A 16,326-nucleotide genomic window follows, 5' to 3' on the forward strand; every position below is an offset into this window, starting at 1 on the left:
CAGGGGTTTTTAAAACGATTAACGAGAGTAGAACTCAACGATAAGCGCTTCGTTAATTTCCGGAGCAAGTTCAGAACGCTCAGGAAGACGAGTGAAAGTACCTTCAAGCTTTTCAGCGTCGAAAGTAAGGTATTCAGGAACGAAGTTGTTCACTTCAACAGATTCTTTGATGATAGAAAGGTTTCTTGATTTTTCGCGAACACCGATTGTTTGACCAGGTTTCACTAGGTAAGACGGGATATCAACGCGGCTTCCGTCTACAAGAATGTGACCGTGGTTAACCAATTGGCGAGCTTGACGGCGAGTACGTGCTAAACCTAGCTTGTACACAACGTTATCAAGACGAGAATCTAAAAGAATCATGAAGTTTTCACCGTGTTTACCAGCTAGTTTGCCAGCTTTGTCAAACAAAGTGCGGAATTGACGTTCGTTTACACCGTACATGTGACGAAGCTTTTGCTTTTCTTGCAATTGCAAACCGTATTCTGATAATTTTTTACGTTGTCCTGGGCCGTGTGGACCTGGAGCGTAAGGGCGTTTTTCTAATTCTTTTCCTGTACCGCTAAGAGAGATTCCTAGACGGCGAGACAGTTTCCAAGATGGACCTGTATAGCGAGCCATAATGTGACTCCTCCTTTGGTTTTATTTTTGTGGAAAATAAAAACCGTCTGCTCTATTCGACCATGCACATTTTGTTTTCATGTATCCTCGCTCCAGCAGCAGAGAGTTACACGATACACCTTATTGATAAGGAACAAAATGAAAACATAGAAGCTGAACAAAAAGGCTGCAATATTTCACACAAAGGTCATTATATAATTTATTTGTTTTGAAGTCAACCATTCCTCCATTATTGCTTCACCGTTTATGATATAATAAACAAAAATTAGTGGTAAACTTTTAGGTGATAAAAACATGGTAGAACAAACTAAAGATCAATTATCCGCCTTTCATTATCATATGCTCGATTTTTTATTAACCAAATCTGAAAAAGTCACATTCACCGACTCTTTAATATGGCTGACTTCGGCTATTCAAACCTATTTTTCAACCCTTTGTGTTTCGCTTACACCGTCATCATCAGACTTTGTGACAAAACTGGCAGATGGTGAAGCGCGTTTTTCCGCTTCAAAAATAAACGCTTCATGTTATCTGATTGAGGACGGCTCCGGCAGGCGTTTCCATCTTGCGTGCAGGCAGGATGAAGAGATTCCTGAAGGGCTTCCGGACGTGGTTGCTTCATTTTTAAACCAGTCGATGAAACAGGAAAGACTCTATAACAAAACGATCTACCAAAAAAAGATATACAAAATGACGGAGCTGTTCCATTCACTGCTTGATCAGACAGATGTGCTGAAGCAGCTTTTAGAAAGCTTGACCAGCACATTTTCTCTTTTTGAGTTTTCTTTATTTATATCGCACGATCAAGACCAATGTTTAGGGATTCCTGCAAAAGAGCTGTATATGGAAGGGGAAAAATCCGATTCCTTTGCGCTCAAAGTGTATTTGTCCGGGGACATTTTGCGGAAAAATGAATCTGCCGCCTATATTCCGATCAAAGGACAGCAGGGCACATACGGGGTGTTGAAGGCTGAGGGAACGGGTGACAGCTTTCTTACTGATGCCTGCCTTGATGAAATGTCGCTGTTAGCAAACGCCGCGGGAAAAGCGTTTGAAAATGCCCAGCTCTACGAACAATCCAAAGCAAGCATCGCAAATTTGGAATTGATTAATGAAACATCACGCCGCCTGAATCAGCGGCTGACACTGACTGATACAATGAATGATCTGGCTGTGAGAATGGCAGAATCGTTTCAGGCAGAAGAAGTGGGATTTTTTCATATAGACCATTTTGAAAACCTAACATTGCTCCCAGGCAGCACAGCATTTTTTAAAGAAGCGAAGCCGTCAGATTTTTATAATGAGCTGAAAGAAAAGCTGTATGAAGGTGAAAAAGGGGTTTTCATCGGGAATGGCCAGTCTGTTTTTGGGAAGGCGGGGTACGGCTCGCTGATGGCTGCTCCGATGATTCAAAACGACCGGCTTCTAGGTTTTGCGGTTTTATTGAAACAGGAGCTGTACGCTTTTACATTTGAAATGTACAAGCTGTTTCAGGCGCTGATTCATCACGCGACACTGGCTGTAACCAATTCAATGCTCCGCGACCGCCTTGAGCATCTCGTGAAAACAGATCAGCTGACTGAACTGTATTCACGAGCGTATTTAGATGAAAAAATTCAATACAGCATGAAAATCCACCAAAAGGGTGTTTTTATTCTTGTTGATATTGATAATTTTAAGAATGTAAATGATACGTACGGCCATCAGACTGGGGACGAGATTTTAATTCAAGTCGCTTCAGTGATTAAAAGCAACATCCGAAAGCATGATGTCGGTGCCCGCTGGGGAGGCGAGGAGCTGGCGATTTATTTGCCAAATGTGCCGGTTGCAGTGGGGAAACGGATTACCGAGCGACTGGTTTATGCGGTCAGAAAAAATACGAAACCCGAGGTAACCATTTCCTGCGGTATATCCTGCTGGACGACAGAAACAAAAAAGTCGCTGAAAGAGCTTGTGCATGAGGCAGATGAAGCGCTCTACAGCGCGAAACGGAGCGGGAAAAACCGTTTGATGATTCATGACTCAATAAAATAAAAAAAGCCCAAAACGATATCAGTTTTGGGCTTTTATATTACTGAGCTAACGCTTTTTCTAGCGTTTCGGCAAATTGAGTTAAGTATTTTTCATCAATTTCGTCGAAACGGTTTTTCACTGGGCTGTCGATGTCCAAGACGCCGACAATTTTTCCGTCTACACGAATCGGAAGCACAATTTCTGATTGAGACGCTGCATCGCAGGCGATATGTCCAGGAAACGCGTTTACATCCTCAACACGTTCCACTTTTCCGTTTGCGTACGCTGTGCCGCAAACCCCTCTGCCGAAAGGAATCCGAACACATGCCGGCAGGCCTTGGAACGGACCTAACACAAGCTGTCCATCCTCTTCTTTGGCAAAATAGAAACCCGCCCAGTTGACTTCAGGCAGCGAATGATACAGCAGCGCTGAGGCATTTGCATAGTTAGCTATTTGGTCTGTTTCGTCTTCGGTCATGGCTTCGAGCTGTTTTAGCAGAAGCTGATAGTCTTTTTCTTTATCTCCAGATTGTTTTTCGACATGGAACATGGAAAACCCTCACTTTTTCTATAATATAAAACAAAGTTCCGGCTTTTCTGCCGGCATTTGTCGATAAGTTCTTACAGGAACAGCGGCTTTCTGCTTGAATAGTATCAAGAGGAAGGAGTGAGCCGTATGAAAGTAAGCACCAAAGACAAAATTATTGAATCTGCTGTCATGCTTTTTAACCAAAAAGGATTTTCTGGCACGTCTGTCCGTGAAATCGCAAAGTCAGCTGATGTAAATGTTGCGCACATCTCCTACTATTTTAAAGGCAAAGGAGGCTTGATGGAACACTTAGTTTCAGAGTTTTACGAAGGCTACAGCAAAACGCTTGAAACAGCGGCAAGCAATATCTCTTCTCAAAGCACGCAGGAACATCTTCTTCAATTGGTTTTCGATATTTTATCCTATCAGCATAATCATCGTCAATTAACTCGTTTTGTCTACCGGGAAGTTACAATTGACTCCACATTAATCAGGGAAATTATGTCGACATATCTAATGAAGGAAAAGTATATCTTTCAGCTGATCATTGAGGAAGGAGAAAAACAGCGTGAATATTTAACGCTGCCGCTGCCTCATTTTATTCTCCAATTAAAATCTCTCTTGATGATGCCCTATCTCCAGCCTCAATATATTTCAGAAGTACTCTACATGCAGCCGCACGAGCCGTATTTTTATAAAATGTATTTTGAAGAAATCAAGATTTGGATCAGAAGCGTCTTCCGGACAGGAGACGTGGCGCTCACCAATTAGCACCGTTCCAAAAACGCCTCATACGCATATCCGACATCTCCCGCTTGATGGGCATCTGACCCAAACACAAGCGGGATCTTCTTTTGCTTCGCTTTATTCAGCATCCAATCCTCGATATAAATACCGCCAGCGTAAGTTTTTCTTAAGCCGGAAGTATTGAAGTCGAGCTCCATTCCGTTTTCTTCAATGGCATTCAGGCACAGGGAAACGAGGCCGCGAATATGCTCGGACATGCTGTATGGAAACAGCTTGATGAATTTTTGGACGAGTGTGATGTGACCGACTCTTTTTGGCTTATAAACGCCGAGAGATGCTACAATGGAAGAATAGATACTCCGGTAATATTGTTCGTATACAGCTTCAATGCTTCCGCAGGCTGAAATTAGCTCTTTGAAGGTATGCTCGTCATAATCAAGGCATAGATAGGAAGAGTCTGTGCGCAAAAAATGAACGGATAAGATGCTGTCATCTAAATATGGCCCGTATGTGTCCAGGAATAATGTAATTTCGTCTTCAAATTCAGCGATATAATCGACTTCAAGCCCTGTCCGTATGCTAAGCTGTCCGCGATATTCTTTTTTTAATCCGGAAATTTCATTGATATAGCGTTCCAAAGAAGCTTGCGCCATCGCGCTGTCTTTCAGCGGCGTGGGATCGGTAAAAGAGGGCGGCAATGGGGCGTGTTCGGTAAAAGTAATCGATTCAAACCCTTTTTTTAAGGCTTCTTCTGCATATTGTCTGAGTGTGTCATTGGAGCCGTGAGGGCAAAATGGTGTGTGAATATGTCCGTCTCGCTTTTGCATTGATGTCACCCCATGAAAAAATAGTCAAATCCTGCCGATTTTGCACAAAAAGTTTTTGATTTCTGGTCAAAAAATGTTTGTTACATGGTATCATAATAACAATGAAAACGACAGTTTTTCTCAATACATATCCTGAAATCTTTCTGAATAAATAAAACACCCTGACAGATTAAGGTAAACAGCAAGGGGGCTCATTATGGAGTTTGTCATTGGATTATTAATTGTACTGCTTGCGCTGTTTGCGGCAGGCTACTTTTTCAGGAAAAAAATCTACGCCGAAATCGACCGGCTGGAATCGTGGAAGATTGAAATTCTGAATCGGTCGATCGTGGAAGAAATGTCTAAAATAAAACATTTAAAAATGACGGGTCAGACAGAAGAGTTCTTTGAGAAGTGGCGTGAAGAATGGGATGAGATTGTCACAGCCCACATGCCGAAAGTTGAAGAGCTCCTTTATGATGCCGAGGAAAATGCAGACAAATACCGGTTTAAAAAGGCCAATCAAGTGCTCGTTCATATCGACGACCTGCTGACAGCGGCTGAATCAAGCATTGAAAAGATTCTTCGGGAAATCAGCGATCTTGTCACAAGTGAGGAAAAGAGCCGTGAAGAGATTGAACAGGTGAGGGAGCGCTATTCGAAATCTCGAAAAAACCTGCTGGCTTACAGCCACCTTTACGGGGAGCTTTATGACAGCCTTGAAAAGGATCTGGACGAAATTTGGAGCGGCATCAAACAATTTGAAGAAGAAACAGAAGGCGGAAACTATATTACTGCAAGAAAAGTACTGCTTGAGCAGGACCGCAATCTTGAGCGGCTTCAGTCATACATCGATGACGTGCCGAAGCTGTTAGCTGATTGTAAGCAAACGGTGCCTGGCCAGATTGCTAAGCTCAAGGACGGCTATGCCGAGATGAAAGAAAAAGGGTACAAGCTTGAGCATATCCAGCTTGATAAGGAATTAGAAAATCTGTCAAACCAGCTGAAACGAGCGGAACATGTCCTGATGACTGAGCTGGATATTGATGAAGCGTCCGCTATCCTGCAGCTCATTGACGAAAATATTCAATCTGTTTATCAGCAGCTGGAGGGCGAAGTTGAAGCTGGTCAATCCGTACTAAGCAAAATGCCTGAATTGATTATTGCTTACGACAAGCTTAAAGAAGAGAAAGAGCATACGAAGGCGGAAACTGAGCTGGTGAAGGAAAGCTACAGGCTGACAGCCGGTGAGCTCGGCAAACAGCAGGCTTTTGAAAAGCGCCTTGATGAAATTGGGAAGTTGCTATCATCCGTTAAAGATAAGCTTGATGCAGAGCATGTCGCCTACTCACTTTTAGTAGAAGAAGTTGCTTCAATAGAGAAGCAAATTGAAGAAGTGAAAAAAGAGCATGACGAGTATCGTGAAAATCTGCAAGCGCTGAGAAAAGAAGAGCTTCAGGCGAGGGAGACGCTCAGCAATTTGAAAAAAACAATTTCTGAGACAGCAAGACTGCTGAAGAATAGCAACATTCCAGGCATTCCGAGCCATATTCAAGAGATGCTGGAGAACGCGCATCATCATATTCAAGAAACGGTCAATCAACTAAACGAACTTCCATTAAATATGGAAGAAGCCGGAGCCCATTTGAAGCAAGCAGAAGATATCGTCAACAGGGCAAGCCGGGAATCAGAGGAACTTGTCGAGCAGGTCATCCTCATTGAAAAAATCATTCAGTTCGGAAACCGGTTCAGAAGCCAGAATCATATTTTATCTGAACAGCTGAAAGAAGCGGAAAGACGTTTTTATGCTTTTGATTATGACGACTCTTATGAAATTGCAGCTGCCGCTGTAGAAAAGGCTGCGCCAGGTGCAGTAGAAAAAATCAAAGCTGATATATCCGCTTAGATAATCACGACCATGAAAAAGAGCCCGCAGTGTAATGAGCAGGCTCTTTTTTTTCATTACAAAACGCCTGCGCAATAACGCAGGCGTTCTGTGACATTAACTTATTTCATTAAGCTGTTTGGATGGTCCGATGAATAAGGTAAGCACATAGCCGATAACCGCTCCGACGATTCCTGGAAGCACCCAGCCGATGCCGAGGCTGTAAAGAGGAAGATTCGCATTTAGAAACACATCTAAAGATCCAAGTGAAAAACCGGCTGCTTTGATACCGTCTAAAATACTGAAAAGTCCTGTACCGATCAAGCATGCGATGTACACTTCGCGTCTTTCTTTAAAGATCTTATCGATGAAGGAAAGAACGATAATGACAATGGCAAGCGGATAGATAGCTGATAAAATAGGAACAGAAAACGCGATAATTTGCGCGAGTCCGAAATTCGCAATGATCAAGCTGAATAACGTGACAATCGTAACGACAATTTTATATGATAATGCCGGAATAAGTTTTGAAAAATATTGGCCGCAAGATGTGACAAGGCCGATGCTTGTTGTTAAACATGCGACTGTAATCGCTGCTCCGAGTACGATGTTGCCTAATGAACCGAATAAATAATGGGAAGACGCAGATAAAATTTTAGCTCCTTCACCAACAGGACCAATGGCATTTGTGCTTGTTGCACCTAAATAAGCAAGGGATACATAAATGAAAGTCAGGCCTAAAGCGGCAATCACACCTGCTTTAATGCAGGCTGCAGCAAGAGCTTTAGACTGTGTAACGCCTTTGCTTTTTACAGCATTTACAACGACAACGCCAAATACAATTGAAGCAAGTGCGTCCATTGTTTTATAGCCTTCTAAAAATCCTTTAAAAACCGGTGTTCCTTTATATGCTTCTGTCACGGCGCCCAATCCGCCCATCGGCGTGAAGATGGCTTTGAGAACAATGATTAAAATAATTGTGAATTTGATGGGAGTCAGAATTTTTCCGACTCGATCCACAACCTTAGATGGGTTTAACGCTAAATAGTACGTAACGCCGAAAAAGATAAGTGTAAATATTAATAAAGAAAGTCTTTCTGGTACGCCAGTCAAAAACGGAACAGCGCCAATTTCATATGAAACAGTTCCTGTTCTCGGGATGGCGAATAATGGTCCGATTGATAAATAAAGCACGACAGTAAAGATTGTGCCGAAAACAGGGTGCGCTTTGTCAGCAAGGCCTTTAGCGTCCTTACCGGTTAATGCGATGGCGATAATGCCAAGAAGCGGCAGGCCTACCCCTGTCAGTAAAAATCCGCCGATGGCCTTCCAGACGTTGTGTCCGGCTGCTTGTCCAAGTTCCGGCGGATAAATCATATTTCCTGCTCCAAAGAATAACGCAAATAGCATGAAACCAATAATAATGGTATCTTTGACAGGCAGTGAGTGTTTCATGAAAAAAATCCTCCTAATAATTATGTTAAAATATTCTGTCAATTAATTGTCAGATAATATGACGAAACGAACAAATCTTATTATATGGTAAAAAAATTAGAAGTCAATACTAGTTTTTCGTAATTTTCTATTAAATTTTGTTATGGTAACATAAATATCATACCTTGTACCGCTTTCATAAAGGAGTAAAAAAGATGATATATTTAGATAATAGTTCAACGACGAAGCCTTACGATGAAGTCTTGAACGTATATGAACAGACAAGCAGCCGATACTTTGGCAATCCTTCATCTTTGCACCGATATGGAGCCGAAACGGAACAGCTGCTTCAAGCAGCCAAAAATCAAATCAAAAGGTCCTTAGGCCTAAAAAAATATGATATTGTATTTACGTCAGGCGCCACAGAAGCCAATAATGCGGCTTTAAAAGGAGCGGCTTTGTCAAAGATAAAAACAGGCAAACATATCATTGCCACTTCTATTGAACATCCATCTGTTACGGAATCGTTAGAACAGCTGAAAGAGTTGTTCGGGTTTGATATCACTTATCTTTCTGTGAATGAAGACGGATTTGTTTCTATTGAAGAACTAAAAGCAGCCATCCGTCCCGATACCGTGCTTGTCAGCATGATGCATGTGAACAATGAAGTCGGTTCCGTCCAGCCGATTGAAGCGGCAGGAGAAGTGCTGAAAGAGCACTCGAACATTTTGTTTCACGTCGATTATGTGCAGGGCATCTATAAAGTGCCCTTGGCAATTGAAAAGGCCGGCATTGATCTATGTTCAATTTCGGGGCATAAATTTCACGGCCTAAAGGGGACAGGCGCACTTATTGTAAAAGAAGGAACACGCCTTATTCCGCTCATAACGGGAGGCTCTCAGCAAAAAGGCATACGGGCCGGAACAGAACATACTGCTGGTGCGGTTTCGCTTGCCAAGGCCATTAATCTTGCCTCTGCTGATTTTGACACACGGCTTGACACGATGACTGCCACAAAGGAATTGTTTATGAAAAGGCTGAGTGAAATTGAGGGCGTCGTTATCAACACGCCTCAAATGAATAGCGCGCCGCACATTATTAATTTCTCTGTACCGGGGATTAAAGCGGAAGTGCTTTTACACATGCTTGAGGAACAGGATATATTCGTCTCCACAACATCGGCTTGCTCGGCAAAAGAACATAAGCCCAGTAAAGTTCTCTTAGAGATGGGCAAAGGAGAGCAGATTGCCGGAAGCAGCATCAGAATCAGTTTAAATTACAGCCAGACAAGCGATGTGGCAGATCCGTTTATGAACGCGCTTCGACCTGGCATCAAAAAATTAAGGAAAATGATGAGGTAGAAACATGAATTACGATCATATATTAATTCGTTTTGGGGAAATTTCGACCAAAGGCAAAAACAGAAAAAGCTTTATTGAGCGCTTAAAACAAAACATCAGACTCGTTTTGAAAGACTATCCGAATTTAAAATACTTTTCCAACAGGGATCGTATGACGATTACATTAAATGGAGAGGATCCTGAGGCTCTTTTTCCTCATTTAAAGCAAGTGTTTGGGATTCAAAGCTTCAGCCTGGCAATTAAATGTGACAGCCGCCTTGATGATATTAAGGCAACCGCACTAAAGGCCATCAAAGATCAATATAAACCAGGTGATACGTTTAAAGTCGCGACAAAGAGAGCGTATAAGCAATTTGAATTAGATACAAACCAGATGAACGCTGAAATCGGCGGCCATATTTTGCGAAATACAGAAGGATTGACGGTCGATGTTCGCAACCCAGACATCCCGCTCAGAATCGAAATCAGGGAAGAAGCAACATTTTTGACAATTCGTGATGAAAAAGGTGCAGGCGGGCTGCCAGTTGGTTCAGCAGGAAAAGCGATGCTGATGCTTTCTGGCGGCTTTGACAGCCCTGTGGCCGGTTTTTATGCGATGAAACGGGGATTGTCGGTAGAAGCTGTTCATTTCTTCAGCCCGCCATACACGAGTGAGCGCGCAAAGCAAAAGGTAATGGATCTGGCGAAATGTCTGTCCCGTTTTGGGGGAAGCATGACACTTCATATTGTTCCATTTACAAAAACGCAAGAGCTCATCCAAAAACAAATTCCTGAAAATTACACAATGACGGCAACCCGCCGCCTCATGCTTCAGATCGCCGACAGAATCAGAGAAAAGAGAAACGGGCTTGCCATTATTACGGGAGAAAGCCTCGGTCAGGTAGCGAGCCAAACGCTTGAAAGCATGTATGCAATTAATGCGGTGACGTCAACACCGATTTTGCGTCCGTTAATCGCCATGGACAAAACAGAAATCATCGAAAAATCACGGGAAATTGGCACATATGAGACAAGCATTCAGCCGTTTGAAGACTGCTGCACGATCTTTACACCGCCAAGCCCGAAAACACGCCCTAAAAAAGAGAAAATTGAACACTTTGAAAGCTTTGTTGATTTCGAGCCGTATATTCAAGAAGCGGTAGATAACATTGAGACAATGACCCTGTATAGCGAACAAGAAGCTAACGATAAATTCGATGAACTCTTTTAAATCAATTTTCAGCTCCTGTATACAATTACCAAAGTTTTTCTGAATGAAGCCATGTGTTTTGACACATTCTATACTCACAAGGAGGTGAGACACATGGCTAACAATAACTCAGGTAACAGCAACAACCTTTTAGTACCAGGAGCTGCTCAAGCGATCGACCAAATGAAATTAGAAATCGCTTCTGAATTCGGTGTAAACCTTGGAGCAGACACAACTTCTCGCGCTAACGGTTCTGTTGGAGGAGAGATCACAAAACGTCTTGTATCTTTTGCTCAACAAAACATGGGCGGAGGACAATTCTAATTTACAATTTCACATAATGGCTTAGGAGTGGGGGTATCCCCACTCCTTTTCATTTTTTACATATAAAAAAGGACCAGCGGCCTATAAAATCTATGTTTACAGAGGTTGCTTTTAGGCATATCCTTACGGAAAGAGCCTGTATTTATGTATAATGGGTGGAGAAAGTGAGGAGTTGTTCGTGTTAAAACGTGAAGATTTAATTGCCCCTATGCAATATAATTTAGTGAATGAAATGGAAAAGTTCAGTGCCGCTGGACAAAAAACCGCTCTTCTGTGGGAGGACGAGTCGGGCAAGCAAGAATCTTGGTCGTATGAAAAGCTGATGGAAGAAACAAATAAAATCGGAGCGGCCTTAGCTGATCTTGGATTTAAAAAGGGAGACAAGCTGATTGTAATGGTTCCGCGGGTGCTTGAAGCCTATGCTGTTTATTTGGCTATCCTGAAATCAGGAATGGTTGTCATTCCGTGCTCCGAAATGCTTCGCGCGAAAGATCTTGAATACCGGATTGAACATGCAGAGGTAAAAGGCGCCATCGTCTACTCAAAATTTATTGGCGCTTTCCGGGATGTCAGTACGGCTGATAAACTGATTACACTGTCTATTGGTGAAAATGATGCCGGCTGGAAAAACCTCTTATCAATTGAAGCGGACGGAAGCCAATTTAAAACAGCTGACACAACAAGAGATGATATGGCTTTCTTATCTTATACATCCGGGACAACAGGTCAGCCGAAAGGTGTTGTACATACACATGGATGGGCATTTGCTCATTTAAAAACTTCTGCCGGCGCTTGGCTTGATATTTCTGAAAAGGATATCGTCTGGGCAACTGCTGCCCCTGGCTGGCAAAAGTGGGTATGGAGTCCATTTTTAGCGGTGCTTGGCAGCGGAGCAACCGGTTTTGTGTACCACGGCAGATTCAAAGCAGAAAAATATCTAGAGCTTTTAAATCGCTACAAAATCAATGTTTTCTGCTGCACGCCGACAGAATACCGCTTAATGGCGAAGGTTGAAGGCTTGGACCGCTTTGATCTTTCTGCCCTGCACAGCGCTGTTTCCGCAGGTGAGCCGCTCAACCGTGAAGTCATTGATGTTTTCCAAAAGCACTTTGGCATTAAGGTACGGGACGGATATGGCCAAACAGAAAGCACGCTTTTGGTTGGTGTTTTGAAGGATACGCCTATTAAACCGGGAAGCATGGGAAAACCAACACCGGGAAATCAGGTGGAGATCATAAATGAAGACGGTGAAATCTGCAAACCTGGTGAGGTTGGCGATATCGCTGTTCACCTCAGTACGCCTGCGCTCTTTAAAGAGTATTTTAAAGATCCGGAAAGAATGAAAACACAAATTCGCGGCGATTATTTCCTAACGGGAGACAGAGCAAGAAAAGATGAGGAAGGTTACTTCTGGTTTGAAAGCCGAAATGACGATATTATTATCAGCTCCGGCTATACGATCGGGCCTTTCGAGGTGGAAGACGCGCTTGTTAAGCACCCAGAAGTAAAAGAATGTGCTGTTGTCGCAAGCCCTGATGAAATCAGAGGCTCCATCGTAAAGGCGTATGTAGTCCTGCAAAATCATGAAAAACGCAGTGATGAGCTTGTCAAAATGCTGCAAAACCATGTGAAGACGATTACCGCTCCATACAAATATCCTAGAGAAATTGAATTTGTGGAAAGCCTGCCGAAAACGGCTTCTGCAAAAATAAGACGAGTGGAATTAAGAAGACGTGAAGAACAGCTCAAAGCCAATAAAAAGGCGTAAAGAAAGAGAGTGAACGTGAATGAAGGCGATATGGCACGGCGGTTTCATTTATACGATGCTCAAAGAAGGTGATCGGACTGAGGCAGTTTATGTTGAGGATGGTGTCATAAAAGGCACCGGCAGCTATGAACGTTTGAAGGAAAAGTACGGGTCGCCGGAAACAGAAGAAATCAGCCTGAACGGAGCAGTGATGTTCCCCGGTTTTGTTGACAGCCATCTACATTTGATCGGCCACGGTGAGAAACAGCTTCAGCTCGATCTATCCGCACTGACGTCGAAAGATGCAATTTTACAGGCTGCGAAGGAAAGAGAGCGGCAGCTTCCTAAAAACGATTGGCTCATTGGAGAGGGCTGGAATGAAAATCAGTTTGAGACACCTGACTACTTGACTAAGCATGATCTTGATCGCCTGTTTCCTGACAGGCCCGTCTTGCTCAAGCGTATATGCCGGCATGCAATAGCTGTCAATTCTGCGGCTCTTCAAGCAGCGGGAATTTCAAGAAATACCCCTGACCCTGACGGCGGAGTCATTGTAAAAGATGCAAATGGAGAGCCGACCGGACTCCTGTTTGATAAGGCGCAGGATTTGATTCTGAAGGCTGTCCCGCCAGTCTCCCAGCACTATGTTGATGAGGCATTAACGGCTGCAATAAAGGATTGCTGGACAAAAGGCCTGACGGGCGGCCATTCGGAAGACTTGTCCTATTATGGTGATGTTTCGGTGCCGTTGAAAGCTTATGAGAAAGCTGCCGCTGGCGGAAAGTATCCGTTCCGCTGCCATTTGCTCGTTCATCATGAAGCGGTCGATCGATGGGAGCAGCTGGAGAAACCGTCCGGCCCGTATGTGGAGTTTGGTGCGATGAAAATCTTTGCGGACGGGGCGCTTGGCGGGCGAACGGCTTTATTGAAGGAACCATATCAGGATGATCCATCAACAAATGGTGTTCAGGTTCATGATGACAAAACCCTTGGCCGGCTCATTCGCAAAGCGAGAGAAAAAGGGATGGAGGTTGCTGTTCATGCAATCGGTGATCTTGCTTTTGAAAAAGTGCTGAACGCAATAGAAAAGCATCCGCCCAAAAACGGCCGGCATGATCGGCTTATTCATGCCCAAGTGCTTGATAACGAATTAATCGAGAGAGCAGCACGCATGCCGATCGCACTTGACCTTCAGCCGCACTTCGTTGCAAGCGACTTTCCGTGGGTCATTGACCGTCTCGGAAAAGACCGGATGAAGACTGCATTTGCCTGGAAAACTCTCATATCTAAAGGCATTTTATGCGCTGGTGGTTCAGATGCCCCGATTGAGCCTGTTGACCCGCTTCTAGGGATACAGTCCGCGGTTCTCAGGAAAAGCAGTCATGAGCAAAACGGGCCAAGCTATAATGAAAGTGAATGTTTACCTGTATATGAAGCGATAAAGCTTTATACAGAAGGTAGCGCCGGTATCATTTATAAAGAGAAGTCACGCGGAAAAATTGCGGAAGGCTATGACGCGGATTTTACAGTTCTCAGTGGTGATCCGTTTGCCATTGACCCCGCACAGCTTCATCTTTTAGATATTAAAAAAACCGTGATTAACGGCCAGATTGTATATGAGAAATCGTAAAAGGACAGGCAGCTGCCTGTCCTTTTAGTTTCTATAAAAAAGTACGCTTCACTTTTTCCCAAAATGAATTGTCCTTTAGTTTGACTGTTTTGATTTGCTTATTAGACAGTTTGATTTCGATCGTTTTCACATTTCTCGTGCTGAGTGCTTCATTGTCTAAGCCAATGATTGGGTGTTCGTTGCCGTCCTGCACCACACGAAGGGTCAGCTTTCGGTCAGAGCTGAGGACAAATGGCGAGCCGAGTGTCCGGTAGGTGTTATTGTTAAGAGAAGCAAGCTCAGATACCTGCATGCATGGGAGCAGCGGATCAACAACCGCTCCTGCAACAGACTTGTTATAGGCGGTGCTGCCTGTAGGCGTTGAGATGATCATTCCGTCACCTCTAAACGTTTCAAAGTGGAGATCATCAATCAGCACGTCCATCACAAAGGTTTTAATGATGCTTGAACGGATGGAAACCTCGTTTAAGCAATGAAAAGGACTGGCGTTATCCACTGTCACTTCAATCAGCGGATATTTTCTGACTTCAATTTGTTCAAACGTCATAGCATCGACCATTTTTTCACGCTCATCACTATGAAAGTCGCAATATAAATGAGCTTTCCCCTTTTTGGTAATGCCGACGTACAAGCAGTCGTCACGAAAATTTGTCTTTCTGACTGCCTGCAAAAATGTGCCGTCCCCGCCAATGCTAGCGATAATATTGGCGTCTGAGTGCTGGTTCACAACGGTAAATCCATGCTCTTCAGCCAATTGTGTTAACGAGCGGGCTTGTTCGTTTGTTTCCTGATCCTGTTTGTGAAAAAAATAAACATTACGGCGTTGATCGGTCATATCCCATTTCCCCTTTGCTGTCATATTTAAGTTTTTCTGCCATCCAGTATTTGTGATAAAATACCTTTGGCCATAAGTGTACCACGTTTGCCGGCAGCCCGTTAAGCCGGAGCTTTCTCATGAAGTGAAACATTTTTCATATTGAATCGTATAATGAGAGAGTTTAGGAAAAAGGAGGAGAAAAAATGAATGCAAAAAGATGGATTGCATTAGTGATTGCTCTGGGGATTTTCGGCGTGTCTATTATCGTCAGCATCTCTATGAGTTTCTTTGAAAGCGTCAAAGGCGCTCAAACGGATCTCACATCACTGACGGATGAATCGCAGGAAAAGACGCTGGAAAACGGCAGTCTCTCAAGTAAAATTGCCGTATTAGAGGTCAGCGGCACCATTCAGGATAATGGGGACTCAAGCAGTCTGCTTGGTGCAGACGGATATAACCACAGAACGTTCTTAAAAAACCTTGAGCGCGCAAAAGATGACAAGACGGTCAAAGGTATCGTTCTGAAGGTGAATTCTCCGGGTGGCGGAGTGTATGAAAGTGCTGAAATACATAAGAAACTGGAAGAAATCAAGAAAGAAACTAAAAAACCGATTTACGTGTCAATGGGTTCGATGGCAGCATCAGGAGGCTATTACATCTCAACAGCGGCTGATAAGATTTTTGCGACACCGGAAACCCTGACTGGGTCACTCGGCGTCATTATGGAAAGCGTCAATTATTCAAAGCTTGCCGATAAGCTTGGCATTTCTTTTGAAACGATTAAGAGCGGGGCCCATAAGGACATTATGTCTCCTTCCCGTGAGATGACGAAAGAAGAAAAAAACATCATGCAATCGATGGTTGATAATTCGTATGAAGGCTTTGTTGATGTCATTTCAAAAGGGCGCAGCATGCCGAAAGCAGAGGTAAAGAAAATTGCGGACGGCCGCGTGTATGACGGACGGCAGGCAAAAAAACTGAACCTCGTTGATGAGCTTGGTTTTTATGAGGATACCATTACGGCGATGAAAAAGGATCACAAGGATTTGAAAAACGCCTCTGTCATTTCTTATGAGGAAAGCTTCGGATTAGGCTCACTGTTTTCCATGGGCGCGAACAAAATGTTTAAAAGTGAAATTGATTTTTTGAATATGAGAGAAATTCTATCGCAATCCGGTTCGCCGAGAATGATGTATCTCTATGCGAAGTAGGAGGGAACAATA

14 protein-coding genes are annotated in these 16,326 nt (G+C 43.5%); 9 read left to right on the top strand and 5 right to left on the bottom strand.

Annotated elements, in window-relative coordinates; all coding sequences use genetic code 11:
* Positions 1-18 precede the first annotated feature (18 nt).
* Positions 19-621 carry a 30S ribosomal protein S4 gene (gene rpsD / locus ACQVGT_RS06155; RefSeq protein ID WP_003229304.1) on the bottom strand — a complete coding sequence of 201 codons (603 nt, stop codon included), beginning with the start codon at positions 619-621 and terminating at the stop codon, positions 19-21.
* A gap of 294 nt (positions 622-915) precedes the next feature.
* Here rpsD and ACQVGT_RS06160 point away from each other — a divergent pair, with 294 nt between their 5' ends.
* Positions 916-2,655: a diguanylate cyclase domain-containing protein gene (locus ACQVGT_RS06160; RefSeq protein WP_015384382.1), complete on the top strand. Its 1,740-nt coding sequence runs from the start codon at positions 916-918 to the stop codon at positions 2,653-2,655.
* Positions 2,656-2,692: 37 nt separating this feature from the next.
* Here ACQVGT_RS06160 and ACQVGT_RS06165 read toward each other — a convergent pair whose 3' ends face one another.
* Positions 2,693-3,184, bottom strand: coding sequence for a GAF domain-containing protein (locus ACQVGT_RS06165; RefSeq protein ID WP_014477664.1), 492 nt, complete (start codon positions 3,182-3,184; stop codon positions 2,693-2,695).
* A 126-nt stretch (positions 3,185-3,310) separates the two neighbouring features.
* Between ACQVGT_RS06165 and refZ the strand changes: the two genes are divergently transcribed.
* Entirely contained in the window at positions 3,311-3,934 is a 624-nt protein-coding gene (gene refZ, locus ACQVGT_RS06170) for a transcriptional regulator RefZ (protein WP_015384381.1), read from the top strand.
* On the opposite strand, the gene hisJ is transcribed toward refZ, so the two are convergent.
* A complete protein-coding gene (gene hisJ / locus ACQVGT_RS06175; RefSeq protein ID WP_015384380.1) occupies positions 3,931-4,737 on the bottom strand; it encodes a histidinol-phosphatase HisJ in 807 nt (268 codons plus the stop codon). The two genes, refZ and hisJ, sit on opposite strands and share 4 nt — an antisense overlap.
* 196 nt (positions 4,738-4,933) lie before the next feature.
* Between hisJ and ezrA the strand changes: the two genes are divergently transcribed.
* Positions 4,934-6,622 (top strand): septation ring formation regulator EzrA, encoded by a 1,689-nt coding sequence (ezrA, locus tag ACQVGT_RS06180; RefSeq protein ID WP_015384379.1) that lies wholly within the window; start codon positions 4,934-4,936, stop codon positions 6,620-6,622.
* A 96-nt stretch (positions 6,623-6,718) separates the two neighbouring features.
* On the opposite strand, the gene brnQ is transcribed toward ezrA, so the two are convergent.
* A complete protein-coding gene (brnQ, locus tag ACQVGT_RS06185) occupies positions 6,719-8,056 on the bottom strand; it encodes a branched-chain amino acid transport system II carrier protein (RefSeq protein WP_003229322.1) in 1,338 nt (445 codons plus the stop codon).
* 194 nt (positions 8,057-8,250) lie between these two features.
* On the opposite strand from brnQ, the gene ACQVGT_RS06190 reads away from it, so the two are divergent.
* The 5 genes from ACQVGT_RS06190 to ACQVGT_RS06210 all read left to right on the top strand — a co-directional run bounded on the left by ACQVGT_RS06190 (position 8,251) and on the right by ACQVGT_RS06210 (position 14,286).
* Positions 8,251-9,396, top strand: coding sequence for a cysteine desulfurase family protein (locus tag ACQVGT_RS06190; protein WP_015483565.1), 1,146 nt, complete (start codon positions 8,251-8,253; stop codon positions 9,394-9,396).
* Positions 9,397-9,400: 4 nt separating this feature from the next.
* Complete coding sequence (thiI, locus tag ACQVGT_RS06195; protein WP_015384377.1) at positions 9,401-10,606, top strand: tRNA uracil 4-sulfurtransferase ThiI; 1,206 nt, start codon at positions 9,401-9,403, stop codon at positions 10,604-10,606.
* Positions 10,607-10,699: 93 nt separating this feature from the next.
* A complete protein-coding gene (gene sspA, locus ACQVGT_RS06200) occupies positions 10,700-10,909 on the top strand; it encodes an alpha type acid-soluble spore protein SspA (RefSeq protein ID WP_003223491.1) in 210 nt (69 codons plus the stop codon).
* Positions 10,910-11,087: 178 nt separating this feature from the next.
* Entirely contained in the window at positions 11,088-12,677 is a 1,590-nt protein-coding gene (gene mbcS, locus ACQVGT_RS06205; protein WP_015483564.1) for an acyl-CoA synthetase MbcS, read from the top strand.
* Positions 12,678-12,696: 19 nt separating this feature from the next.
* Positions 12,697-14,286, top strand: a complete 1,590-nt coding sequence (locus ACQVGT_RS06210; RefSeq protein ID WP_015384375.1) for an amidohydrolase — start codon at positions 12,697-12,699, stop codon at positions 14,284-14,286.
* A gap of 31 nt (positions 14,287-14,317) precedes the next feature.
* Here the strand turns inward: ACQVGT_RS06210 and ACQVGT_RS06215 are convergent, their stop codons facing one another.
* Entirely contained in the window at positions 14,318-15,121 is an 804-nt protein-coding gene (locus tag ACQVGT_RS06215) for an NAD kinase (RefSeq protein WP_015384374.1), read from the bottom strand.
* Positions 15,122-15,306: 185 nt separating this feature from the next.
* Here ACQVGT_RS06215 and sppA point away from each other — a divergent pair, with 185 nt between their 5' ends.
* A complete protein-coding gene (gene sppA / locus ACQVGT_RS06220) occupies positions 15,307-16,314 on the top strand; it encodes a signal peptide peptidase SppA (protein WP_015384373.1) in 1,008 nt (335 codons plus the stop codon).
* Positions 16,315-16,326: the final 12 nt, after the last annotated feature.

Source organism: Bacillus sp. SCT118, assembly GCF_058566435.1.

What these genes read in the sequence shown, in the direction of transcription:
- rpsD (WP_003229304.1), bottom strand. Translation starts at nt 621, where the DNA reads ATGGCTCGCTATACAGGTCCATCTTGGAAACTGTCTCGCCGTCTAGGA.
- ACQVGT_RS06160 (WP_015384382.1), top strand. Translation starts at nt 916, where the DNA reads ATGGTAGAACAAACTAAAGATCAATTATCCGCCTTTCATTATCATATG.
- ACQVGT_RS06165 (WP_014477664.1), bottom strand. Translation starts at nt 3,184, where the DNA reads ATGTTCCATGTCGAAAAACAATCTGGAGATAAAGAAAAAGACTATCAG.
- refZ (WP_015384381.1), top strand. Translation starts at nt 3,311, where the DNA reads ATGAAAGTAAGCACCAAAGACAAAATTATTGAATCTGCTGTCATGCTT.
- hisJ (WP_015384380.1), bottom strand. Translation starts at nt 4,737, where the DNA reads ATGCAAAAGCGAGACGGACATATTCACACACCATTTTGCCCTCACGGC.
- ezrA (WP_015384379.1), top strand. Translation starts at nt 4,934, where the DNA reads ATGGAGTTTGTCATTGGATTATTAATTGTACTGCTTGCGCTGTTTGCG.
- brnQ (WP_003229322.1), bottom strand. Translation starts at nt 8,056, where the DNA reads ATGAAACACTCACTGCCTGTCAAAGATACCATTATTATTGGTTTCATG.
- ACQVGT_RS06190 (WP_015483565.1), top strand. Translation starts at nt 8,251, where the DNA reads ATGATATATTTAGATAATAGTTCAACGACGAAGCCTTACGATGAAGTC.
- thiI (WP_015384377.1), top strand. Translation starts at nt 9,401, where the DNA reads ATGAATTACGATCATATATTAATTCGTTTTGGGGAAATTTCGACCAAA.
- sspA (WP_003223491.1), top strand. Translation starts at nt 10,700, where the DNA reads ATGGCTAACAATAACTCAGGTAACAGCAACAACCTTTTAGTACCAGGA.
- ACQVGT_RS06210 (WP_015384375.1), top strand. Translation starts at nt 12,697, where the DNA reads ATGAAGGCGATATGGCACGGCGGTTTCATTTATACGATGCTCAAAGAA.
- ACQVGT_RS06215 (WP_015384374.1), bottom strand. Translation starts at nt 15,121, where the DNA reads ATGACCGATCAACGCCGTAATGTTTATTTTTTTCACAAACAGGATCAG.
- sppA (WP_015384373.1), top strand. Translation starts at nt 15,307, where the DNA reads ATGAATGCAAAAAGATGGATTGCATTAGTGATTGCTCTGGGGATTTTC.